This is a genomic window from Flavobacterium sp. TMP13 (genome assembly GCF_050847115.1).
Lineage (GTDB): Bacteria > Bacteroidota > Bacteroidia > Flavobacteriales > Flavobacteriaceae > Flavobacterium.
This window is the reverse complement of record NZ_CP193656.1, coordinates 2,025,507-2,048,821: the sequence shown is the minus strand read 5'-3', so window position 1 is coordinate 2,048,821 and position 23,315 is coordinate 2,025,507. Positions and strand designations below refer to the sequence as shown.

Annotated in this window: 21 protein-coding genes; 11 read left to right on the top strand and 10 right to left on the bottom strand. The window is 33.5% G+C overall.

The window, feature by feature from the left end; genetic code table 11:
- Nucleotides 1-111 precede the first annotated feature (111 nt).
- Nucleotides 112-369, bottom strand: coding sequence for a type B 50S ribosomal protein L31 (locus ACRASX_RS09010; protein ID WP_066307487.1), 258 nt, complete (start codon nucleotides 367-369; stop codon nucleotides 112-114).
- A 243-nt stretch (nucleotides 370-612) separates the two neighbouring features.
- Between ACRASX_RS09010 and ACRASX_RS09005 the strand changes: the two genes are divergently transcribed.
- The 5 genes from ACRASX_RS09005 (at nucleotide 613) to ACRASX_RS08985 (ending at nucleotide 6,618) form a co-directional block, all read left to right on the top strand.
- On the top strand, nucleotides 613-1,155 hold the full coding sequence (locus tag ACRASX_RS09005) for a DUF4199 domain-containing protein (RefSeq protein ID WP_432220958.1): 543 nt from the start codon (nucleotides 613-615) through the stop codon (nucleotides 1,153-1,155).
- A 5-nt stretch (nucleotides 1,156-1,160) separates the two neighbouring features.
- On the top strand, nucleotides 1,161-2,114 hold the full coding sequence (locus ACRASX_RS09000; protein ID WP_066307493.1) for a glycosyltransferase family 2 protein: 954 nt from the start codon (nucleotides 1,161-1,163) through the stop codon (nucleotides 2,112-2,114).
- Between the two features lie 124 nt (nucleotides 2,115-2,238).
- Complete coding sequence (locus ACRASX_RS08995; RefSeq protein WP_432220957.1) at nucleotides 2,239-3,966, top strand: phospho-sugar mutase; 1,728 nt, start codon at nucleotides 2,239-2,241, stop codon at nucleotides 3,964-3,966.
- 85 nt (nucleotides 3,967-4,051) lie between these two features.
- Entirely contained in the window at nucleotides 4,052-5,878 is a 1,827-nt protein-coding gene (locus ACRASX_RS08990) for an ABC transporter ATP-binding protein (RefSeq protein WP_432220956.1), read from the top strand.
- A 38-nt stretch (nucleotides 5,879-5,916) separates the two neighbouring features.
- A complete protein-coding gene (locus ACRASX_RS08985; RefSeq protein WP_066307498.1) occupies nucleotides 5,917-6,618 on the top strand; it encodes a DUF2971 domain-containing protein in 702 nt (233 codons plus the stop codon).
- A 110-nt stretch (nucleotides 6,619-6,728) separates the two neighbouring features.
- Here ACRASX_RS08985 and ACRASX_RS08980 read toward each other — a convergent pair whose 3' ends face one another.
- From ACRASX_RS08980 to ACRASX_RS08970, 3 genes are all read right to left on the bottom strand, one after another.
- Nucleotides 6,729-7,454 carry a hypothetical protein gene (locus tag ACRASX_RS08980; RefSeq protein ID WP_432220955.1) on the bottom strand — a complete coding sequence of 242 codons (726 nt, stop codon included), beginning with the start codon at nucleotides 7,452-7,454 and terminating at the stop codon, nucleotides 6,729-6,731.
- A gap of 91 nt (nucleotides 7,455-7,545) precedes the next feature.
- Nucleotides 7,546-9,999 carry a TonB-dependent receptor gene (locus tag ACRASX_RS08975; RefSeq protein ID WP_432220954.1) on the bottom strand — a complete coding sequence of 818 codons (2,454 nt, stop codon included), beginning with the start codon at nucleotides 9,997-9,999 and terminating at the stop codon, nucleotides 7,546-7,548.
- A 12-nt stretch (nucleotides 10,000-10,011) separates the two neighbouring features.
- Nucleotides 10,012-11,697 (bottom strand): M23 family metallopeptidase, encoded by a 1,686-nt coding sequence (locus ACRASX_RS08970; RefSeq protein ID WP_432220953.1) that lies wholly within the window; start codon nucleotides 11,695-11,697, stop codon nucleotides 10,012-10,014.
- Between the two features lie 175 nt (nucleotides 11,698-11,872).
- Between ACRASX_RS08970 and ACRASX_RS08965 the strand changes: the two genes are divergently transcribed.
- From ACRASX_RS08965 to rny, 3 genes are all read left to right on the top strand, one after another.
- The gene (locus ACRASX_RS08965) at nucleotides 11,873-12,163 is read left to right on the top strand and encodes a hypothetical protein (protein ID WP_066307720.1); all 291 of its coding nucleotides are present in this window, start codon (nucleotides 11,873-11,875) and stop codon (nucleotides 12,161-12,163) included.
- Nucleotides 12,164-12,167: 4 nt separating this feature from the next.
- Nucleotides 12,168-12,461, top strand: coding sequence for a cell division protein ZapA (locus tag ACRASX_RS08960; RefSeq protein WP_066307501.1), 294 nt, complete (start codon nucleotides 12,168-12,170; stop codon nucleotides 12,459-12,461).
- Nucleotides 12,462-12,673: 212 nt separating this feature from the next.
- A complete protein-coding gene (gene rny, locus ACRASX_RS08955; RefSeq protein WP_066307505.1) occupies nucleotides 12,674-14,236 on the top strand; it encodes a ribonuclease Y in 1,563 nt (520 codons plus the stop codon).
- A 67-nt stretch (nucleotides 14,237-14,303) separates the two neighbouring features.
- On the opposite strand, the gene ACRASX_RS08950 is transcribed toward rny, so the two are convergent.
- The 3 genes from ACRASX_RS08950 to ACRASX_RS08940 all read right to left on the bottom strand — a co-directional run bounded on the left by ACRASX_RS08950 (nucleotide 14,304) and on the right by ACRASX_RS08940 (nucleotide 17,716).
- Nucleotides 14,304-15,842, bottom strand: a complete 1,539-nt coding sequence (locus ACRASX_RS08950) for a PAS domain-containing protein (protein ID WP_432220952.1) — start codon at nucleotides 15,840-15,842, stop codon at nucleotides 14,304-14,306.
- 81 nt (nucleotides 15,843-15,923) lie between these two features.
- The gene (xerD, locus tag ACRASX_RS08945) at nucleotides 15,924-16,823 is read right to left on the bottom strand and encodes a site-specific tyrosine recombinase XerD (protein ID WP_432220951.1); all 900 of its coding nucleotides are present in this window, start codon (nucleotides 16,821-16,823) and stop codon (nucleotides 15,924-15,926) included.
- A 278-nt stretch (nucleotides 16,824-17,101) separates the two neighbouring features.
- A complete protein-coding gene (locus tag ACRASX_RS08940) occupies nucleotides 17,102-17,716 on the bottom strand; it encodes an outer membrane beta-barrel protein (protein WP_066307510.1) in 615 nt (204 codons plus the stop codon).
- Between the two features lie 591 nt (nucleotides 17,717-18,307).
- Between ACRASX_RS08940 and ACRASX_RS08935 the strand changes: the two genes are divergently transcribed.
- The 3 genes from ACRASX_RS08935 to ACRASX_RS08925 all read left to right on the top strand — a co-directional run bounded on the left by ACRASX_RS08935 (nucleotide 18,308) and on the right by ACRASX_RS08925 (nucleotide 20,304).
- A complete protein-coding gene (locus tag ACRASX_RS08935) occupies nucleotides 18,308-18,970 on the top strand; it encodes an outer membrane beta-barrel protein (RefSeq protein WP_432220950.1) in 663 nt (220 codons plus the stop codon).
- A gap of 282 nt (nucleotides 18,971-19,252) precedes the next feature.
- Nucleotides 19,253-19,813 (top strand): porin family protein, encoded by a 561-nt coding sequence (locus tag ACRASX_RS08930; protein ID WP_066307515.1) that lies wholly within the window; start codon nucleotides 19,253-19,255, stop codon nucleotides 19,811-19,813.
- Nucleotides 19,814-19,890: 77 nt separating this feature from the next.
- Nucleotides 19,891-20,304: a type II 3-dehydroquinate dehydratase gene (locus ACRASX_RS08925; protein WP_432220949.1), complete on the top strand. Its 414-nt coding sequence runs from the start codon at nucleotides 19,891-19,893 to the stop codon at nucleotides 20,302-20,304.
- Nucleotides 20,305-20,335: 31 nt separating this feature from the next.
- On the opposite strand, the gene ACRASX_RS08920 is transcribed toward ACRASX_RS08925, so the two are convergent.
- Genes ACRASX_RS08920 through ACRASX_RS08910 form a run of 3 tightly spaced genes read right to left on the bottom strand, consistent with a single transcriptional unit; the run spans nucleotide 20,336 to nucleotide 23,313 of the window.
- Nucleotides 20,336-21,211 carry a cation diffusion facilitator family transporter gene (locus tag ACRASX_RS08920; protein WP_432220948.1) on the bottom strand — a complete coding sequence of 292 codons (876 nt, stop codon included), beginning with the start codon at nucleotides 21,209-21,211 and terminating at the stop codon, nucleotides 20,336-20,338.
- A gap of 9 nt (nucleotides 21,212-21,220) precedes the next feature.
- Complete coding sequence (murA, locus tag ACRASX_RS08915) at nucleotides 21,221-22,531, bottom strand: UDP-N-acetylglucosamine 1-carboxyvinyltransferase (protein ID WP_432220947.1); 1,311 nt, start codon at nucleotides 22,529-22,531, stop codon at nucleotides 21,221-21,223.
- Nucleotides 22,532-22,587: 56 nt separating this feature from the next.
- Nucleotides 22,588-23,313: a DUF4290 domain-containing protein gene (locus ACRASX_RS08910; RefSeq protein WP_066307521.1), complete on the bottom strand. Its 726-nt coding sequence runs from the start codon at nucleotides 23,311-23,313 to the stop codon at nucleotides 22,588-22,590.
- Nucleotides 23,314-23,315: the final 2 nt, after the last annotated feature.

Below are 23,315 nucleotides of genomic sequence, written 5' to 3'. Positions count from 1 at the left end.
AAGTTACAAAGTTTTTGAGTAGTTTGATTCGTACTAAAGACATAAAACACGAAAAATAAAGCATAAAAAAAGCCTCCCGAATGGAAGGCTTTTGTATTATAAAAAAACAAATTAGTCTTTTTTAATGTGTTTTGCGTATTTAGTTTTAAACTTGTCAATACGTCCTGCAGTATCGATAAGTTTAGATTTACCAGTATAAAAAGGGTGAGAAGTTCTAGAAATCTCCATTTTTACAACTGGATACTCAACTCCATCAACTTCAATTGTTTCTTTTGTATCTGCTGTAGATTTAGTTAAAAAAACATCATCATTTGACATGTCTTTAAAAGCAACTAATCTGTAATTCTCTGGGTGGATTCCTTTTCTCATCTTTTTTTTATTTGATATTTAGAGCGTTTTTATTTTGAAGCTTTTTCATTAATAGAAAAAGGTGTAAATGCAACCACTCTTTTTTTGTTCTAAAATTTAATTATTTTCAGTCTGCAAATTTACAATTATTTTTCAATAAACAACAGTTTACTTTTATTTTTTTAGTTAAATTCGAAAAGCAATTTATAGCCCGCTGTATTTTGGGAATTACTATATTTGTAGATTAATTCTAAGCATAAAATTATGATAAAAAATGTCTCACCTGCAAATTCAGGTCTTTTATATGGTGTTCTATTTGGTGTTATTATGATTTTAGAATTTGTTGTCATGTATGTAATTGGCATGAAATCATTGGTAAACACCAGCGCAGGTGCTATTGTGAACATTGCAAATTATCTAATTTTACCTTTATTCTTTATCTATTTAGGTTGTAACAATTATAAGAAAAACGTAAACAATGGTTTTATAAGTTTTTCTGAATGTTTAAAAACTGGTGTTTCTATCGCTTTTGTAGCCGCTTTTATCTACGCTGCTTTTAGTGTAATATTTAATCTTCTCTTTCCAGAATTCATAAATGAAGTTTTATATATTTCTAAACAAGATATGATTTCAAAAAACCCAAATATTTCCAGTAAAGAAGTAGAAATGGGAATGTCGATGATTAAAAAATTCATGAATCCATTAATTGTTTTCCCAGTTACTCTCGCTATGTATTCCTTTTTTGGTTTAGTATACTCTTTAATTGTGGGAGCAGTTTTAAAAAACAACAATCCGCAAAGCATCTAATTTAAATGAATTTATCCATACTCATACCTCTTCTTAACGAAGATGAATCTCTGCAAGAACTTTATAATTGGATTATTAAAGTTATGCACACTCATAATTATTCTTATGAAATCATTTTTGTAGATGATGGTAGTACTGATAATTCTTGGCAAATAATTGAAGGATTTTCAAACGAGAATCCAAATGTAAAAGGAATTCGTTTTATGAAGAATTTTGGTAAATCTCAAGCGTTACATGCTGGATTTGCCAAGGCTCAAGGTGATGTTATCATTACTATGGATGCCGATTTGCAAGACAGTCCAGAAGAAATTCCGGATTTGTACGACATGATTATTCAACAAAAATTCGACTTAGTTTCTGGTTGGAAAAAGAAACGATACGACTCGGTTGTAGCCAAAAACATTCCGTCAAAATTATTTAATTGGGCTGCTAGAAAAACGTCTGGAGTAGAATTAAACGATTTTAATTGCGGATTAAAAGCGTATAAAAATGTAGTTGTAAAGAATATTGAGGTTTCGGGCGAAATGCACCGATACATTCCGGTTTTGGCAAAAAATGCTGGTTTCGGAAAAATTGGTGAAAAAGTAGTACAACATCAAGCTCGAAAATACGGTGAAACTAAATTTGGGATGGAGCGTTTTATTAACGGATTTCTAGACCTAATTACCATTTGGTTTTTATCTCGATTTGGCAAAAGACCGATGCACTTGTTTGGAGCGTTGGGTTCTTTTATGTTTATAATTGGGTTTTTATTGGCTTTTTATATTGGTGTGATGAAATTGTACTCTTTATATGAAGGCCCGCATTATAGTTTAGTGACTAGAAATCCGTGGTTTTTTATCGCATTGACTACCATGATTCTAGGAACACAATTGTTTTTAGCTGGTTTCTTAGGTGAAATTATATTGCGAACTAAAAACAACGAAGCCCGTTATAAAATAGGAAAAGAAGTTAATTAATAACGACTGGCCTAGCCCTGATAGCAACGGCATCTTTTTGTGTTGGGGTTCAACACAAAAAATACAGTGAATAGCAGGAATAAGCTACTGAAAATTATTATTTAAATATAAAAGATACATCCAGATGAATATTGAACCAAATATTTTAACAGCTGTGAACGAATGGCTGACTCCGACTTTTGACACTGAAACGCAAGCGGCAGTTAAAGAATTGATGACTACCTCTCCAAAAGAATTGGAAGAAAGTTTCTATAAAAATTTGGAATTTGGAACCGGTGGAATGCGCGGTGTTATGGGCGTTGGTAATAACCGAATTAACAAATATACGCTGGGGAAAAATACGCAAGGACTTTCTAATTACCTGCATGAAGTTTTTCCGAATCAAGAAATAAAAGTAGTTATTGCTTACGATTGTCGCCACGATAGCGATACGCTTGCGAAAGTGGTTGCTGATGTTTTCTCTGCTAATGGAATTAAAGTTTATTTATTTTCAGAATTGCGTCCGACGCCAGAGCTATCGTTTGCATTAAAATATTTAAAATGTCAGTGCGGAATCGTTTTGACGGCTTCTCACAATCCGCCAGAATACAACGGCTATAAAGTATACTGGGAAGATGGTGGACAAATCGTCCCGCCACAAGATGCGGCTATTATTGCCGAAATTGAAAGTTTGAATTACGATAAAATTAAATTTAAAGCCGACGAGAATTTAATTGAATATATAAGCACAACTATTGACGACGCTTTTGTGGCTTCATCGGTTGAACACGCCAGTTTTAATACCCCAAAAGAAGCAAAAGACAATTTGCAAATTGTATTTACTTCGCTGCACGGAACTTCGATTGTATCGGTACCTCCTACTTTGGCAGCGGCTGGTTACAAAAATGTTCACATTGTTCCTGAGCAAGCGGAGCCAAATGGTGATTTTCCAACCGTTCAATCTCCCAATCCAGAAGAACCAGAAGCGTTAACTATGGCATTGGCTTTGGCTGATAAAACTAATTCTGACATTGTGGTGGGGACAGATCCTGACTGCGACAGGTTGGGTGTCGCTGTTCGTGACAACGAGGGCAAAATGATTTTACTTAATGGAAACCAGACGATGGTTTTGATGACGTCTTTTCTTTTAAAGCAATGGAAAAAAGCGGGTAAACTTAACGGAAAACAGTTTGTAGGTTCTACCATAGTATCGACTCCCATGATAATGGAATTAACAAGTAGTTATGGGGTCGAATGCAAAATTGGCTTGACTGGATTTAAGTGGATCGCCAAAATGATTAAGGATTTTGCTGAATTAGAATTTATTGGTGGTGGCGAAGAAAGCTTCGGCTTTATGGTCGGCGATGCCGTTCGTGACAAAGATGCGGTTGCAGCTACTTTACTAATTTGTGAGGTAGCCGCTCAAGCTAAAGCAGAAGGAAGTAGCGTATACAAAGAATTGATTGAACTTTACGTAGAGAATGGTTTTTATAAAGAATATTTGGTTTCTCTAACTAAAAAAGGAATGGAAGGCATTGAGGAAATCAACCAAATGATGATTGATTTACGAGAGAATCCTTTAAAAGAAATAGCTGGTCAACGCGTAATAATGGTCGAAGATTACCAATCATCAACAGCACTCAATTTATTGACTAATGAAGTTACTGAAATGATTATTCCGAAATCAAATGTTTTGATTTATTATACGGAAGACGGTTCTAAAATTTGTGCCAGACCTAGCGGAACGGAACCAAAAATTAAATTTTACATCAGTGTTAATACGCATTTGGATTCTGTTGAAGATTATGAGTCGACTGAGACGTATTTAGACGAAAAAATAAAAAGCATTATTGCAGCAATGCAGTTGAAATAAAGAGATTAACAAACTTCTGTTTTAAAATAAACCCGACAATGTTTAAAAAACTGTCGGGTTTTAATGGTAAAAATAATAGCCTACAATGAGTAATATTAAAAAAATACTTCCTTTTATATATCCTTATAAAAAATACGCTTACCTCAACATTTTCTTTAATGTTTTGTATGCTTTATTTAGTACGCTTTCGTTTATGTCTTTGATTCCGATGATTCAGGTTTTATTTGATCAAACCAAGCAAAACACAATTAAGCCAACTTACACTGGTATCTGGGAATTTAAGCAATTTGCCGAAGATTTTTTAAGCTATTACGTCACTACAACAACAGCAAATTACGGTGTTGGCTATACATTATCAATAATGGTTGGTGTTGTAATTTCTATTTTTTTACTAAAGAATATTTGCGATTATTTTGCGATGTTTTTTATTACTTTTTTACGCAACGGTATATTGAGAGACATGCGTAATGCAATGTATAAAAAAACACTCGAATTGCCGTTATCTTTCTTTTCTGAAAAGAGAAAAGGAGATGTAATTGCTCGTATTTCTGCAGATGTAAACGAAGTACAAACCTCTTTTTTAGCCATATTAGAACTGATCGTAAAAGAACCGCTAACGATTGTTTTTACGATTATTGCAATGCTTACCATTAGCACCAAATTGACTCTTTTTGTATTTATTTTTATTCCTCTTTCTGGTTATGTAATTTCTTTGATTGGAAAGCAATTAAAAAGGCAATCTACCAAAGCGCAACAAGAACAAGGAAACTTTCTTTCGACTATCGAAGAAACGATCGGTGGTTTAAAGGTGGTAAAAGGATACAATTCTGAAAATTACTTTAATGGTATTTTTCAGGAATCTACACAACGCTTTTTTAAACTTTCAAACAGCATTGGAAACCGTCAAAACTTGGCATCTCCTGCAAGTGAGTTCATGGGAATTATGGTGATTTCGATTTTATTGTGGTACGGTGGCCAAATGGTTTTAATTGATAAAACACTTAATGGAGCAGCTTTTATCGCTTATATGGGATTAGCCTACAATATTCTTACTCCTGCAAAATCGATATCAAAAGCTTCTTATGGAGTAAAAAGAGGAGATGCTGCGGCAGAACGTGTTTTAGAAATTCTGCACCAAGAAAATCCAATTACTAGTAAAATAGATGCAATTGAAAAAACAGACTTTAGCGATTCAATTGTTATTGAAAACATCAACTTTAAATATGAAGAAGAAAATGTATTAAAAGACTTTTCTTTAACTATTAAAAAAGGGCAAACTGTGGCGCTTGTTGGACAATCTGGAAGTGGAAAAAGTACGATTGCTAATTTATTAACTCGCTTTTACGATGTACACGAAGGTGCTATAAAAATCGACAACATCGACATTAAAGACATTCACTTACAATCCTTACGTGGTTTGATGGGATTGGTTACTCAAGACAGTATCTTATTTAATGACACCATCAAAGCAAATATTTCATTAGGTAAATTAGATGCAACCGACGAAGAAATTTTGGTGGCATTAAAAATTGCGAATGCGTACGAATTTGTAAAAGATTTACCGCTTGGAATCATGACTAACATTGGCGACAGTGGAAACAAACTTTCGGGCGGGCAAAAACAACGTTTGTCTATTGCGCGTGCTGTTCTTAAAAATCCTCCAATTATGATTTTAGATGAAGCTACTTCGGCATTGGATACCGAAAGTGAAAAGTTTGTACAGGTGGCGCTAGAGAACATGATGCAAAATAGAACTTCCATTGTAATCGCACATCGTCTATCAACCATTCAAAAAGCAGATGTAATTGTAGTCATGCAAAAAGGTAAAATTGTAGAACAAGGCAGTCATGAAGAGTTAATTAATCATAATGGCATGTACAACAAATTAGTAACGATGCAATCTTTTGAATAAATTGATGTATATTAGAGTATCAAAATACTTCTGTTAGAATGTACGTATCACATCCCAATATAACTTTACCAGCAGATCCCGATACAATTGTTTGGAAATACTTAGACCTATCTAAATTTTTAGATTTATTGATTTCTAAAAAATTATTCATGTCACGTTCCGACAAATTTGAAGATCAATATGAAGGAACTTTTAGCGAACCCACTTTTGGTGAAATTAAAAAATTAGCAGAAAATAATCCTGATTTTTTAAAATATTATAAAACACATCGCGAAAAAGTCGCCGTTAGTAGCTGGCACATCAACGAGAATGAATCGTTTGCAATGTGGCAAATATTCACTCAAAACAGCGAAGGTTTAGCAATTCAATCTACCATAGGCCGTTTAAAGAAAGCATTGAAACCAGAGAACAATTACGATCAATATATTGGTGAAGTGAATTATATCGACTATAAAAAAGAATACATTCCGTTTGAGGATCTGTTTTTTCCTTTTTTATTCAAACGTAAAAGTTTTCAATATGAAAGAGAAGTCCGCATTATAACAGACACTTCTCAAAACAATATCAAATTGAACGATGGCTTAAAGATCAATGTAGATATTCGACACCTTATCGAAAAGCTATACATTCATCCTAAGTCTGAAAACTGGTATAAAAATTTAGTAATTGAATTGATGGAGCGTTTAGGATTTGATATCACCATTGAAAAATCAGATCTAGAAAGCGACATATTGATTTAAATATAAATCTATCTTAAAATATCTTATTTTTTTGCAAATAGAATTAAAAAAAACCATTACTCAAATTGATAGAGTAATGGTTTTTAGTGTTTTTGATCTAGATCAATATCTTAAATAGGCTGATACGACCGCACTTCCCACACTTTGGAATTCAGATCAATATAGCTGTAATGAAGCACATCATTTTTATCAAATTGACCGTTCTTATTTGTGTCTTTTATAGTTCTAAAATACAAACGATTTTTAGATTCTACTAAGTTCCAATCTATTAATTCTTGAAAATCTTCAGACATTTTCGTGAACTTTTGGCCACTACTTTCACTCAAATACAGTGCTTTAATGTCGCTAGTGTCTATTTTTCCATCGCGATTGGTATCGGTATCAATCATGGTATACACCATGACCTGATGACCTGTCCTGTCGGCAATCGTTTTTAAATACGTAGCTGTTAGAATCAAAGCAGGTTTATCAGTAAGCGGTCTAATAGAATCAGAATCAATTTTCTGAAACTTCAAATTCTGCAAATAGCCCGTAATTTCATATTCCCCAAAATTTGAAATAGTAAAGCTCAAATCATTAACGCTAGAGCTACCATATCTCGATTTTGTTCCTCTCTCGTACACACGCAAATCTCCAACAGGATGAATCAAATAATTAGTTCCTTCCATTTGAATGGGAAGATCGGCAATTGCAACTTGAGTAGAATCGTAACGAGCGGAAGCTTTTTCCATATTCGTCGCGTCATAAATTACTTTCGGTTTTTCCTTTGGTTCCTCTTTACAACTCACCATAAATAAAACAGTTAGAGCGGTAAGAGCAATATGTATTTTTTTCATCTATCTCGTATTAAAAAATAATTTCAAATGTAATGAATTTGAAATATTTTATGGATTAATAACAGCATTTTGTTGACCGTCTTATGGACAATTACAGTCTCATATTCATTTTAACATTAAAAATTCGCGAAGTCATATAATTAGGAATGGCATATTCGTTTTTAGAATACACATCGCGAACCCATGTATTGGTAATTGCATTTTGATTATTAAACAAATTAAAGATTTCTAGACCAATCGATAATTCTTTAAAATTACTCAACCAATTTTGTTTCGCTTGGATGGTATTTACATCAATAAAAACCTTTGAAAAACCAATATCTGCTCTTCGATAGTCCTTTAGCCTATTTTGATACAGGTACGAATCGCTATAGGACGGCGAACCTCCTGGTAAACCTGTATTATAGACTAAATTAAGGTATAATTTTACACTTGGCAAATTAGGCATATAATCTTGAAATAACATCGCAAATTTCAAACGTTGATCAGTTGGTCTGGCTATATATCCTTTATTTTGATAATTTTCTTCGGTTTTAAGGTAACCAAAACTCAACCACGATTCAGTTCCTGGCACAAACTCACCATTTAATCGCAGGTCGATTCCTTTTGCATAAGCTACTGCAGTATTGTTGGCTGCATATCGAATGCGAACATTGTCAATGCTGTACACATTAACATTGTCAAGCCACTTATAATACAACTCAGAAACTAACTTAAAAGGTCGCTGCCACATCTTAAAATTATAATCATTACCCAAGACGATTTGAACTGATTGCTGCGCTTCTACGTTTGGTTGAACTACACCTTGATTGTCTCGTAATTCTCTGTAAAAGGGTGGTTGATAATACAATCCGCCAGAAAGCCTGAAGATCATATTAGCAGTCCAATTGGGCCGCAAAGCAAATTGTGCGCGTGGACTAAATACGATCTGATTACCTCCCCTGACGGCTCCACCTAAAACCTGCCAATCTTGAAATCGAACTCCAGCATTATACCAAATTTGACTGCTACCGACCTCACTTTTCCGATTGAACTGCAAAAATCCTGAAAATCGATTGATTTGATTTGAATTGTTCGCACGAACATTTTGATACGGCAGTAAAGGTCCAGTGTAAGTAGCGTAAGGCTGCTCGTTAATAGGTAAATTTAAAATTGGCAGATTGATCGAAAATCCTGCCGAATCAATTACTTCCCATTCTACTAATCGATCACGAATCGATTCACTTGTAAATTTAGCACCCCACGCTACGCTATTGTCATTGCAGTTGTTATTTCCTTTAATTTCAAGAGAAGCAATTAAAGCATCTAAATCATTTCGCGCATGATTGAGTTGCGATCCAATTCCTGTTTCATAATCTACATCTCCAACTACTGCATTTGTAGGCTTTAAAAGATATTGACCCAATATATCAAAATGCTCTTGTTCGGTAGTATGGTATAAGGATGCGATAACTTTTAAAGTAGCAGCATCCGAAATTTTGTGTGTTGATTTTACCGCGCCAAAATAAGTATTATAAATATCTTTTTCTAGACCTTGGTAAAAAACGGAGAGAGTTAGTGGCTTAGCGATTGTTCCGAATTTTGTTTCTCTTGTTAAAGGTTCATATTCGTAGTTATTTTGCGAAATTGCTCCTAAAAAACTTAACTCCCATACATCTGACGATTGGAAATTTATGTTGGTCTGCACATCTACAAATGAAGGCGTATAATTAGTTTGCGTTTCTTGACTATTTACTAGCAAGCTGTTGTTTCTGTAGCGCACTCCTGTAACTCCAGTCCATTTTTTACTTTTCGAAATAAAATCAAACCCTAAACTTCCTCCTAGAAAACTCGCTTGCAGATATGCGGCAAATTGGGTCGGTTTTCGATACGTAATATCCAAAACAGAAGATACTTTATCTCCATATTTAGCTTGAAATCCACCTGCTGAAAAATCAACATTTTGCACCAAATCGGTGTTGTTAAAACTCAATCCTTCTTGTTGACCCGAACGAATCAAAAAAGGACGATACATTTCAATTTCATTCACATACACTAAATTCTCATCATAATTTCCACCACGAACAGCATATTGCGTGCTCAATTCATTATTAGAATTTACGCCTGGCAAGCTTTTTAAAACATTCTCTATTCCTTCATTGGCACCCGGAATTTTTTGCACAATAGAAGCGCTTAAAGCTAAAATTCCGTCAACTCTCTTTGAGTTAGTCTGACTTACAACTACCTCTCCAATTTGTTCAATTCGTTCCTTCATTACAGGATTAAAAACAAAGTATTCATTTGTATTCAACAGTAAATCCAGCGTAATCATTTTTAAAGCAACATGGGTAAAAATGACACTTACCTTTTTATTAGAAGGCAGCTCAATACTAAAAGAGCCATCTGCTTGCGATTGCGCTTGTTTGCCTAAACACAAAATATTTACGCTTGCTACGGTTTGATGTTTCTCATCTAATACAACTCCACGCAAAAATGCATTTTGTGCCTCAACTGAAATGCCGATTCCAGTTATTAGAAAAACAAGCGCTATTTTTAACGTATTCAACAGAAATAAAGTTTAGTTTCTAAAAAATTGTGTTTCAAAAGTAGTTGAATTCCCTACGTTATCAACCACTACTACTTTTAAAGTATTGGAACCTTTTACTACAATTCCATCAGCAAAGTCATGCGTAATTCTTTTAGTTTTGTAATCGTACTCAAACAAGATCCACTTGTCATTTATATATCCATTGTATGACTTGATGCCTGACAAATCATCAGATATAATAAATTGAACCGATTTTGAGTCTGCATTTTTTCCTTCAATTGCTTTTGTGATTTTAACTAAAGGTGCCGTTGTGTCCATCGCTAACTTATATTGTCCCAAAGCTCTCGTTTTCGCAGTAAAAGTAGTACCCTTCAAAGCTGTTCCGTTATAATTTAATCTATTACCGCGCACTTCTGCGATGAAGACTTTGTCTCTTTGCCCAGCTCCAAAAGTACTATCGTCGATAGTAACGGTAAAATAAGAATGAACGGGAACAGTGTCTTCATGAATATAAACAGTGCCTTGTCGAACATCAAAATCCATCGAAAAATCAGTGTAAAAAGTTCCTGCCGGAAAAAAAACAGTCGCATTATCTTTTGAAAACATAGCATCCTTACCTGAATTAATTACATATTTTGAAGCTGGTTTTGCTGCAGGAATAAGTACCGGTAATGAATCATATTGAATTGGAATATTTATACTGGTCGTGTTGCCGTAAAAATCTGAAACTTCCACACGGTAAGAAGAAGCCAAATTAGGTACAATAGTCAAAACGCCATTGGCAGCATCCGTTTTTATAATACTTAACGGAAATTTTTTACGCATAAACAACTGCTGCACTTTTTGTCCAGTACTTTTATATTTCTCATAATCCATGAAAGCATTAATGTAACGCATTTCATCAAATGAACATGAATCGAATCTATACTCGTAATTCGGATTGCCATTAAAAAAAGAGACTACTTTATAAATACCATACTTAAATGGCGAAACATTGTCTTTATCGCGAACTGTGATTCCGAATCCGATTTTACCATTTGCACTCACACGGTCTGATAAATACGATCCATCTTCTTGTAATTTAACATTTAAAACCAATGGTCTGCGCGATTGATTTACCGTTGTACTATCATTTAATGGGTATACATACAACGTTGATAAAATAGGTTTCTGAGTGTCGGTGAATTTTTTATCAAAACCAAAAAGCATTGGATTGATGATATTTTCTGTTTTTGAATCGCGAATTTCAAAATGCAAGTGTGGCCCACCTGATCCTCCTGAATTACCAGATAAGGCAATAATCTGGCCTTTTTTAACCGGAAATTGATCTGGTTTTAAGAACATTTCCGTTTCGTAAGCTTCCTCTTTATAATGATTGTCTTTAATAAAGTTTTCGATTGCACCAACGGCACTGTCCAAATGACAGTACACTGTTGTGTAACCGTTTGGATGACTAATATACAATGTCTTTCCACCTCCATAAGTAGAAATTTTTATTCTTGAAATATAGCCCTCGGCTGCAGCTAAAACTTTAAGACCTGTACGCTGCTGTGTTCTAATATCAAAACCAGCGTGAAAATGATTCGAACGTAATTCGCCAAAATTAGCTGACAATTGCAAAGGAACTTCCAATGGAGAATCAAAATAGTCTGTAGGATAAGTAGCTTGTCCGAACGCTAAACTGCACATCAACACAAAAATAAAAACAAATTTCATAGGTAACATTTTTAGCTAAGATAAAAAAAACAATGCCATAAAAACAGTTCAGATTACAAATTAGAAAGTATTAAAATAAGCTTGTTTATTTTTTTAATTCAAAAAAACACTTAAAATATTGTAATAATAAAAAGGAATACTAACTTTGTATGATTAAGTAATGAATAAGAGTAAAATGAGTGTAATTGCAGAAATAATTGATACTCTTGAAAATAAACTTGAAAAGCTCCTGACTAAAACCAATGGTTTAGAGCGACACAATCAAGAATTACAGATAGAAATTAACCAATCCGCAATCATCATACAAAATCAATCTGAAGAGATTGCAGCTCTAAAAAAGCAGTATGATACACTTAAAATTGCCAGTTCATTAATGGGCAACGATGACAATAAAAGAGAGACTAAGCTTAAAATAAATTCATTAATTCGCGAAATTGATTACTGTATAGGGCAATTATCTGACTAAAAACATGGACGAAAAGCTTAAAATTAAAATATCAATAGCCGATCGAGTATACCCGTTAACGGTCGAACTCAATCAAGAGGAAGGACTTCGAAGTGCCTCTAAAAAAATTGATACGATGATTAAGCAGTTTGAAGAAAGTTATGCTGTGCGTGACAAACAAGATGTCTTGGCAATGTGTGCCCTACAATTTGCGGCACAAGTAGAGCAAAAGCAATTGGACAACGCAATAGATGGAACAGAAACAATTGAAAGAATTAAAAAATTAAATTTAATCTTAGATCAATATCTCAATAAATAAATACGTTCTTTATAACAACTAAGATACTGCCTACATTAGTTCACATTTGGTAAACTCAACACTAACAAATTAAAATGAGCGAATCATCATTACTAGAGTATGCCACGCTTCGGCGAGGAAACTTGAACAATGAGTTAGCTCAAAACTTGTCTTTTCGAGTTTATACAATAAATCTAATGTAGGCTTTTTTTTATATATAAACCTAAACAAACATGGACATAAGTACAATTATAATCTCACTAATTGCTGGGATCGCAGCAGGATTTGGAATCGCAAAAATTATTGAAAAAAGCAATATTTCTAACCTGATTAAAAATGCAAAGAAGGAAGCCGCTTCAATTATAAAAGACGCAAATCTAGATGCTGAAAATATTAAAAAAGATAAAATACTTCAAGCAAAAGAAAAATTTATAGAATTAAAATCAGAACACGAGCAAGTTATTTTAACTCGTGACAAAAAAGTAGCGGAAGTAGAGAAAAGAATTCGTGATAAAGAATCTCAAATTTCTAGCGAACTCTCGAAAGCTCGAAAAATTAATGATGATTATGAAGCTAAAACTGTAGAACATGAGTCAAAAATTGAGCTATTAGATAAAAAACAAATCGAAGTTGATCGTTTACACAAAAGCCAATTGCAACAATTGGAAGTTATTTCTGGTCTTTCTGCAGATGAAGCGAAGAGTCAACTAGTGGAAGGCTTAAAAAACGAAGCAAAAAGTGAAGCAATGTCTCACATTCAAGACACTATTGAAGAAGCTAAATTGACTGCACAACAAGAAGCTAAAAAAATTATCATCAATACTATTCAAAGAGTTGGAACAGAAGAAGCAGTTGAGAATTGCGTCTCTGTTTTTAATATTGAATCGGATGATGTAAAGGGAAGAATTATTGGTAGAGAAGGACGCAATATTCGTGCTTTAGAGGCGGCAACTGGAGTTGAAATCATTGTTGATGATACGCCCGAAGCAATTATACTTTCTTGTTTTGATCCTGTTCGTAGAGAAATCGCTCGTTTAGCCTTGCACAAATTAGTAACCGACGGTCGTATTCACCCAGCTAGAATCGAAGAAGTTGTTGCTAAAACAGCCAAACAAATTGATGATGAAATTATTGAAGTTGGAAAACGTACGGTTATCGATCTAGGGATTCATGGCTTACACCCAGAATTGATTAAAGTAGTTGGTCGTATGAAATACCGTTCTTCTTACGGTCAAAACTTGTTGCAGCACTCGAGAGAAGTTTCTAAACTTTGTGGAATCATGGCTGCTGAATTAGGATTGAATGTAAAATTAGCGAAAAGAGCTGGTTTACTACATGATATTGGAAAGGTGCCAGATGCAGAAAGTGATTTGCCGCACGCGCTTTTAGGAATGCAATGGGCTGAGAAATATGGTGAAAAGGAAGAAGTATGTAACGCAATTGGAGCGCATCACGACGAGATTGAGATGAAATACTTACTGTCTCCAATTGTTCAAGTATGTGACGCTATTTCTGGAGCAAGACCTGGAGCAAGAAGACAAGTATTAGATTCTTACATTCAACGTTTGAAGGATTTAGAAGAAGTTGCTTACGGATTTACTGGTGTAAAAAGTGCTTACGCCATTCAGGCTGGTAGAGAACTGAGAGTTATTGTAGAAAGTGAAAAAGTTTCTGATGATAATGCTTCTACCCTTTCTTTTGAAATTTCACAAAAAATTCAAACGGAGATGACTTACCCAGGACAAGTAAAAGTTACTGTAATTAGAGAAACAAGAGCTGTAAATATTGCAAAATAATACAAGCTAGTAGAGATAAAAAAAGCTTCACAATTGTGAAGCTTTTTTTTATGCTGCTATTTTAAATTTAGTTTGCTTGTGATGGTAATTCTTCATTGAAGAAAATAGAAAAAATCGATCCCACTCCTACCTCGCTTTCAACTGAAACTTTTCCCTTCATCGATTCAATTTGGCTTTTGGTAATATAAAGACCAATTCCACGAGATTCTTTGTTTTGATGAAAGGTTTTATACATACCAAACATTAAGTCGCCATAGCGCTTCATATCGACACCTAAGCCGTTATCTTTTATCTTTAAACAACTAAATCCTTCAGAAGTTGGCACATAATCAAATTCGACAATTGCATTCGCATCATCTTTTGAATATTTAATTGCATTGGTCATAAAATTTAGCAGAACGCTTTCTAAATAAGCAGGATTAAAATTCACAAAAACATCTTCGGGAATATTGTTAACCACTACTGCACTGTTTTCGTTGATATACGATTTTAATATTGTAATAGTTTTTCGTAAGTAAAAGCTTAAATTTAATGCCTTAATTTCAATATTCAAATGATTTTGAATATCGACTACTTTTGTTAAATGAGAAATAGTTTCATTTAAATCATCAGAAACTGTTCTCAAATGCGAAATCATTTCGGTAGTAGAATTGTAATCGTCTTGCATTTCTATTAAATCCAAAATCAATTTAAAATTACCCGCTTGTGTATTAAGGTTGTGCGTTACAATATGAGAAAAATTAATCAATCGTGAATTTTGGTCACTATATAATTCCATTGTTTTTAGCAATGCCAATTCTTTTTCTTTCTGTACAGAAATGTCAGTATGCGTTCCTATCACACGCAATGGCTTTCCACTTTCGTCTCTTTCGATTACCTTACCACGATCTAATATCCATTTGTACTTTCCACTAGATGTTAATACTCGGTGGTAATTTTCGTAGAACGGAATTTTATTATCAAAATGCTCCTGAATATCTGAATAATATTTCGCGAGATCTTCTGGATGAACAATCTTATCCCACATTTCTGGATTATCAAAAACATCGCTAGAGTTTTGCTCCAAAATTTTTAATGATAAAGACGAATAAAACACACGGTTCTCAATCATATCCCAGTCCCAAATTCCAACTGTCGAAGCGTCCAAAGCAAACTGAAATCGCTCCTCAGAGATTCGCAATCTTAGTTCTTGTTTTTTTGCATCAGTAATATCTGAAATTCGCCCGCAAAAAATAACTCTTCCATCATCAGATCGTTCTGGTTTTGAAGTTACTTTCAACCATCGCTTTCCTTTTATTGGTAATTTAACTCTAAATTCTATTTCCCAAGGAACTAAGTTTCTTTTTGCATTCATCAATGTATTAAAAAACATTTTTCGATCACTTAAAGCAACCTTTTCATAAATTAAAAATTTAGAACTATTTGAAAAATCATCCACTGGAATTTCAAAAAGATCTTCAACTGCTTTACTAATCAGTGGAAAAGAATACGTATTATCGGGAGTTACTATAAATTGGAAAATTAAGTCGGGTATCCTCTCAAACAATTTCTTATAAAAATCGTTGACATTTTGGACATTTGTATTTTCTGATAAATCAAAAATCATGGATTCAAAAAAGTTAAAAGATTGACCACTAGCAATTACTATTATAAATGTAATATATTTTTAATTACAATCTGATTTCAATCAGCCTTTTCTCGGATGAAACTTTGAAACTACTTCAGTAAGGAACTTTCGATCTAAGTGAACGTAAATCTCTGTCGTTGTGATAGATTCGTGTCCTAACATCAATTGAATGGAGCGTAAATCGGCGCCATTTTCAAGTAAATGCGTCGCAAAAGAATGGCGTAAAGTATGGGGAGAAATATTTTTTGCGATTCCGCAATTAACAGCTAAGTTTTTTATAATAGTAAAAATCATTGCTCTGGTTAAGAAATTTCCGCGTCGATTTAAAAATAGCGTATCTTCCTGTCCTTTTTTTATTGCTAAAAATCCTCTAGTATGTTGCACATAGCGCTCTATAATAACCTGAGTGCCGCGACCTATCGGTACAAATCGTTGCTTATTGCCTTTTCCGGTAACTTTTATAAAACCTTCATCAAAAAATAAATCAGATAATTTTAAATTGATCAACTCCGAAACTCGCAAACCGCAACTGTATAAGGTTTCTAATATTGCCTTATTTCTTTCACCTTCCGGCGTACTTAAATCTATCGCAGCAATTAAAAAATCAATTTCTTCGAGTGATAAAGTATCTGGAAGTTTGCGTCCTAGTTTTGGAGACTCAATTAATTCTAAAGGATTGTCTGCCCGATAATCTTCAAAAATTAAATAACTAAAAAAACTTTTTAAGCCCGAAATAATTCGAGATTGAGAACGTGGATTGACATTTTTAGAAATTTCATAAATAAAATTTTGAAGTGTTTCCTCCTTAATTTTTATCGGACTTACTTCTATTTTATTTTCTTCTAAAAAAAGGCACAGCTTCTCAATGTCTAAGGTGTAATTTTCGACGGTGTTCTTAGATAAACCACGCTCTATCTTTAAATACGATTGATAATCTTTGATGTAAGTACTCCAATTCATAACTACAAAGTAAATCATTTTCGATTAAAAAGGACGCTCTCGATATTGATACAGTATTACAATTTGATTTTTACTGCAAATTTAAAATTATCTAAAGAAAGGACTCTATACCAATATGCAATTTAATTTTGTCTTTTTGATAACCTACATTAAAAACTAATCGTCATAGCTAGATACTTGTTTGCTAAAGTTTTTAACCTAAATCAATACTTGCAAGAATTTTATATAAAAAAAAACCTCTCCAATGGAGAGGTTTTCATATAAGTAAATTGTGAGAATTACAATTTAAAAGTCAAACCAAAGTTTGCAGTAGCAAAAAAGTTATTGAAAACATTTAAGTTAGCACCAAAGCCACTTACCGCTTTTCCATCTTCAACTTTGTAAGATGAGTATCCTAAAATATCAGACAATCCGAAATTGATTGCGAAATTTTCTGTAACGAAATAATTAAGTCCTAAACCAGCACCAAATCCAACACCGCTGTATTTAGTTTCCATGTTACCAAGTCCATCTTTACCGTTGTTAAAATCAACTCCAACTTCAGCATACGTTTTAAATCTCTCTCCTAATTCAAGAAAGTAGTAACGACCAAAAACTCCAGCACCAAAATTAGAACTTTTTTTAGTATCAATTCCTGCAACCTCAGTGCTACCATTTGCCACTTCTAATTCAAGTCCTAATGCAAATTTATCAGTTAAAAAATAACCAACTTTTGGATTGAAACCAAGTGAATTTGTTTTAGTATCTGTGTTTTTATCATTAGTTGAGTTGAAACTGAAGTTACCTTCAACTAGAACATCACCTTCTGAAAAACCAAAACTTTTACTAGAATCTTGTGCGTTTGCAAAACTAAATGCAAAAACAGCTACAGCTGTTAATAAAATTTTTTTCATCTTTTTTTTTTAATTAATTATTGCGTTTAAAGTTGCAAAAATAATCATACTTCCCTTTAAAACCTAGGGTCAAACTAATTTAGCAGACTTTTACAAAATAGCTACAGTGAATAATTACAGGTACTTTTATATCGTTATTTCACAATAAAAACAGCTTTTAGCAAAAAGGAAAAAAAATAGTCACAGTAATAGTTTAACATTCAGAATTATACGATTTAATCAAAAGGCCAACTATAAAACTGATTCTAAAAAAATGAAAGATTACGACTAATCTTAAAAAAATACATCAAACGAACTAATTTAGGAATAGTAGCTCAAAAAAAGCTTTATAAGACACTTTAAAAAAAAATTGCTGCAATAAAAACTTTAATAATTTGTGATTATGTAAAAAATCATGATCAAAATAACAAGAGTTTACAAGAATTATAAACTGTAAGAACTGTCTGTCAGTGTCTTAAATATAAACAAGTAAATACTTTCAAAATAATTTTTAAAATGTGTAAGAAAATAACATCAATTAGGATTTTTCCCTACCTTTGCGCAAAATTTTGCACTAAGCAAAATAGAGAAAATTATAATTTAATTAATTCGATGAAAAAAGTATTTTTAATTGCAGTAGTTTTTTTTGCGTTTCAATCAGTAAGTGCACAAGATGATTCTTCTTATAAACCAACAACTGGAAGTGTTACAACTGAAGTAAGTTTAGCAGGTGGTTTAAATAATGCCACTTTTAATTTAAATGGCGGAGCTTTAAAATTTAGATATTTTCTTAAAGAAGATTTAGCATTAAGAGCTGGTTTAGGATTAAATAGTACTACGACCGAAGCTGTAGCAGGTGTATCACCAAATGAAATTACAACGACTAACAAAGTATCATCTAACGCTATTAAGTTAGGTATTGAAAAGCATTTTGCTGGTACAAACAGATTGTCTACTTATGCGGGTGCAGATTTAATCGTTGGCCTTGGAAAAACAGCTAATGACATCGTTTCTCAAAACGGTAATTACATTAAAGCTGAACAAAAAACGTCAGGTTTTGGAATTGGACTATTTACAGGTGCAGATTACTATATTGCTAAAAAAGTTTATTTAGGTGTTGAAGCTGGATTAAGCTTTATGTCTGATAAAACGAAAGATGCAACAACTTCTACAAGAGTAGGGACTGTTACAAATTCTACGTCTACTCCAGGATCAAAAGATTTTGATATTACATCAAATGTTTTTGGAGGAGTTAGAATTGGTTTTCAATTCTAATAACAAATAGATTTATACTAAAATCCCGTTTCAATACTTGGAACGGGATTTTTTGATTCTAACAAACAAATTCTGATTTTAGGCACTTTTAACAAAGAAAACTCTATCTACTAGACACTTATAAAAATACACTGTAAACTAGGTAATGACATATAAAAACAGCGATTGTTAAAAAAAGTTAAAATGGAAATTCTAACAGAAAATGCACAATACTTATAACAATAGTTCGTTTTATATTGTCTTATTTTACACAATAATTTTAAACTTTAAAAAAATCAATTAATGAAAAAAATCATTTTAGGAGCAATAATGATGGTAGCGTCATTCACTCAAGTACAAGCACAATTAGTAAAATTTGGAGTTAAAGCAGGAGCAAACTTTGCGAATCAAACTGGTGATGCAAATTTTGATGGTATAGCTTACGACAAAGAAGGAATTACAAGTTATCATGCAGGTTTAGTTGCGGAAATAAAAGTTATGGAAAGTTTTGCTATACAGCCTGAGCTTTTATATTCAACAGAAGGAGCTTCTTATAAAACTGCTGGTAAAGATTTTATAAATGAATTAGGATACATCTCTATCCCTGTTTTAGCTAAATTTTTTGTTGCAGAAAATTTAAGTTTAGAATTAGGTCCACAAGCGTCTTTTTTAGTAAGTGAAAAAAATGACTTTGATGTCAAAAATGGTGAAACTTTCGAATTTGGAGTAGTAGGTGGATTAGGATACAAAATTACAGAAAACTTCTTTGTTCAAGCACGTTACGGCTTAGGATTAACTGAAGCTTCGAAAAATGCTGATGTTAAAAATTCTGTTTTTCAAGTATCAGCAGGATTTATGTTTTAAAAGTGATATCACATAATATTTTAAAAACCGTTCTATAATGTAGAACGGTTTTTTTATTTTTACACAAATTATACTTTATGAAAATCTGCATCATCAACGGACCAAACCTCAACTTATTAGGAAAGAGAGAACCTGACGTATACGGCTCTACTACTTTTGAAGATTATTTAATAGAACTAAAGACTATATTTCCAACCATAGAGTTGTGTTATTATCAAAGCAATATTGAAGGTGAATTGATTGGTAAAATTCAGGAATTTGGTTTTGACTGTGATGGAATTATCTTAAATGCAGGCGCTTACACCCACACTTCCATTGGTATTGGAGATGCTATAAAAGCAGTTACTACTTCTGTTATTGAAGTTCATATTTCAAATACCTATTCGCGCGAAAGTTTCAGACATCAATCGTACATTTCAGGAAATGCAAAAGGAGTTATTTTGGGCTTTGGCTTGAAAAGCTACGAATTAGCGATTCGTTCCTTTTTGTAAGAAGCGCGCTGATTGCAAAGTTCAATTCTCTTTAAATATAAGTATTGGGCTCCACGTGAATGAGAACATGACCGATTTCAGGAATTTCCTCTCTTAATCTGTCTTTCAATTGATGCGCTAGATCGTGTCCTTCTTTGACCGTAATTGTAGCTTCGACAATAGCGTGTAGATCAACATGGTATTTCATTCCGGCTTTACGAATAAAGCATTTTTCGGTATCGATAATACCCTCAACTTCTTTGGCTATTTTTCTAATTTCAACGATTAAATCATCGTTTAAATTCTCATCCATAATTTCTCCTAAAGCAGGTCTAAATATTCGGTAACTATTGTACAAAATAAAAAAAGCTGCCAAAAGTGCCGCCCAATCATCGGCTGACTCATATCCTTGCCCCATTAAAAGTGCAATTGAAATACCTATAAAAGCAGCAACGGATGTGATTGCGTCACTTCTATGATGCCAAGCATCTGCGGCTAACGCAGAGCTTTTGGTCTCTTTACTTCGTTTCATCACTTTGTGAAACGAATATTCTTTCCACACAATTATAGCACCTAACACAAAAAGTGTCCAGGATTTAGGTAGATCATGCGGTTTTTGAATATTGAGTATACTTTCATACGCAATAATCGTTGCCGAAGTAATCAAAAAGCCAACTACCAAAAAAGTAATTAAAGGTTCTGCTCTACCGTGACCATACGGATGATTTTCATCCGGCGGCTTATTTGAATACTTGATTCCGAATAAAACCAAAAAAGAAGCAAAAATATCTGTACTAGATTCTATCGCATCAGCAATTAAGGCATACGAATTGCCAAAAAAACCTGCAAAGCCTTTTATGATGGCCAAGCAGGTGTTTCCTATAATACTAAAATATGTAGCTTTTATTGCTTTTTGTTCATTTGTCATTGCATGAATTTATGCTCTTTCAATTTTTGCTCCGATAGCTCTTAAACGCTCGTCGATGCGTTCGTAGCCACGGTCAATTTGTTCAATATTTTGAATTGTACTTGTTCCTTTTGCTGATAAAGCTGCAATTAATAATGAGATTCCTGCACGAATGTCTGGTGAAGACATTGTTGTTGCTTTTAATTGCGATTGGAAATTATGTCCCATAACGACAGCACGGTGCGGATCACATAACATTATTTTTGCACCCATATCAATTAATTTATCGACAAAGAACAAACGGCTCTCAAACATTTTTTGGTGAATTAACACATCTCCTTTTGCTTGTGTGGCTACGACCAAAACAATACTCAACAAATCAGGTGTAAAACCTGGCCATGGCGCATCTGCAATGGTTAGTATAGAGCCATCAATATCTGTTTTTACTTCGTATCCATCGGTGTGAGCAGGAATGTAAATATCATCTCCTCTTCGCTCAAGGGTAATTCCTAATTTTCTAAAGGTATTCGGAATTAATCCTAAGTTGTCCCAGCTTACATTTTTAATTGTGATTTCGCTTCTAGTCATGGCTGCAAGACCAATCCAAGAACCAATCTCTATCATATCTGGAAGTATGGTATGCTCACAACCTCCTAAATTTTCTACCCCTTGTATCGTCAATAAATTAGAACCAACTCCAGAGATTTTAGCACCCATAGAGTTCAACATTTTACACAACTGCTGCAAATACGGTTCGCAAGCGGCATTGTAAACTGTTGTTGTTCCCTTAGCTAAAACCGCAGCCATAACAATATTAGCTGTTCCAGTAACCGATGCTTCATCAAGTAACATATCTGCCCCAACTAAACCATCTTCTGCTTCTACTCCATAAAAATGATCTTCACGGTTGTATCTAAATTTAGCTCCTAAATTAATAAAACCTTCAAAATGGGTATCTAATCTGCGACGACCAATTTTGTCTCCACCTGGTTTCGGAATGTATCCTCTTCCAAAACGAGCTAACAATGGTCCCACAATCATAATAGATCCACGTAGTGCTCCACCTTCTTTTTTAAACTCCTCGGTTTCTAAATAAGAAACATTTACCTGATCGGCCTGAAAAGTCACCGAGCTTGAACTGTTTCTTTCAATTTTTACACCTAAGTGGTCTAAAAGTGTAATTAATTTATTGATATCAATAATATCCGGAATATTGTTAATTCGTACTTTTTCTGGCGTCAAAAGTACCGCACATAAAATTTGCAAAGCTTCATTTTTTGCACCTTGTGGTGTGATCTCACCTTTTAAAGAAACTCCTCCTTCGATTTTAAATACTCCCATATATTCTTTTACTATTATGACTTTTTATTTTGTTTAAGAAGTGAAAAAACTAATTCTTAATTACTTTTATTTTGATTACTTTTTTGAAAAGGCTTTTTTGGGCCAACTTTATTTTTGTTATTCTGTATTTTAGGTTGGCTTGTGCTTGTGCTAATTTTGTTCGACATGCGTTTATTAGTACGCAGCAAATCGGTAGTATTTAACAACTCTTCCGTGCTTTGTATCAAATTGATAGTACCTTCAGACAACTCGTACAGATGCTCAAAAATGACATCATCTTTTACAGTGTCTTTGTTCCAACTTAAATAAGATTTTTTCATGTGGTTCGCAATGACCATTATCAAAGCATTTTTCATGTCACCATCGTCCCACTTATTAGCCACATCAATCATGTATTTGATGTTGTTGCCGTAGTAACGGTATTTTGGAAAATTTTGTGGATACTCTAAAACATCTGGTCGCAATTGCAATACTTCGCGGGACGGTATTGGATAGGGTGAATCGACATTTAATCTAAAATCGGACATGATAAACAATTGGTCCCATAATTTATGCTGAAAATCGGGAACATCACGCAAGTGCGGATTCAAAGTTCCCATAACCTGAATGATATATTTTGCAGCTTTATTGCGCAATTCATCATCTTCGATTGTGGTGGCTTGATCAATTAATTTTTGCAAATGACGTCCGTAATCGGGAATAATTAAATGCTGTCTTTCAGAATTGTATTCTAAATTAAAGACGACATCATTGGCATTTTCTTTTTTATATTTTTCGCTCATAA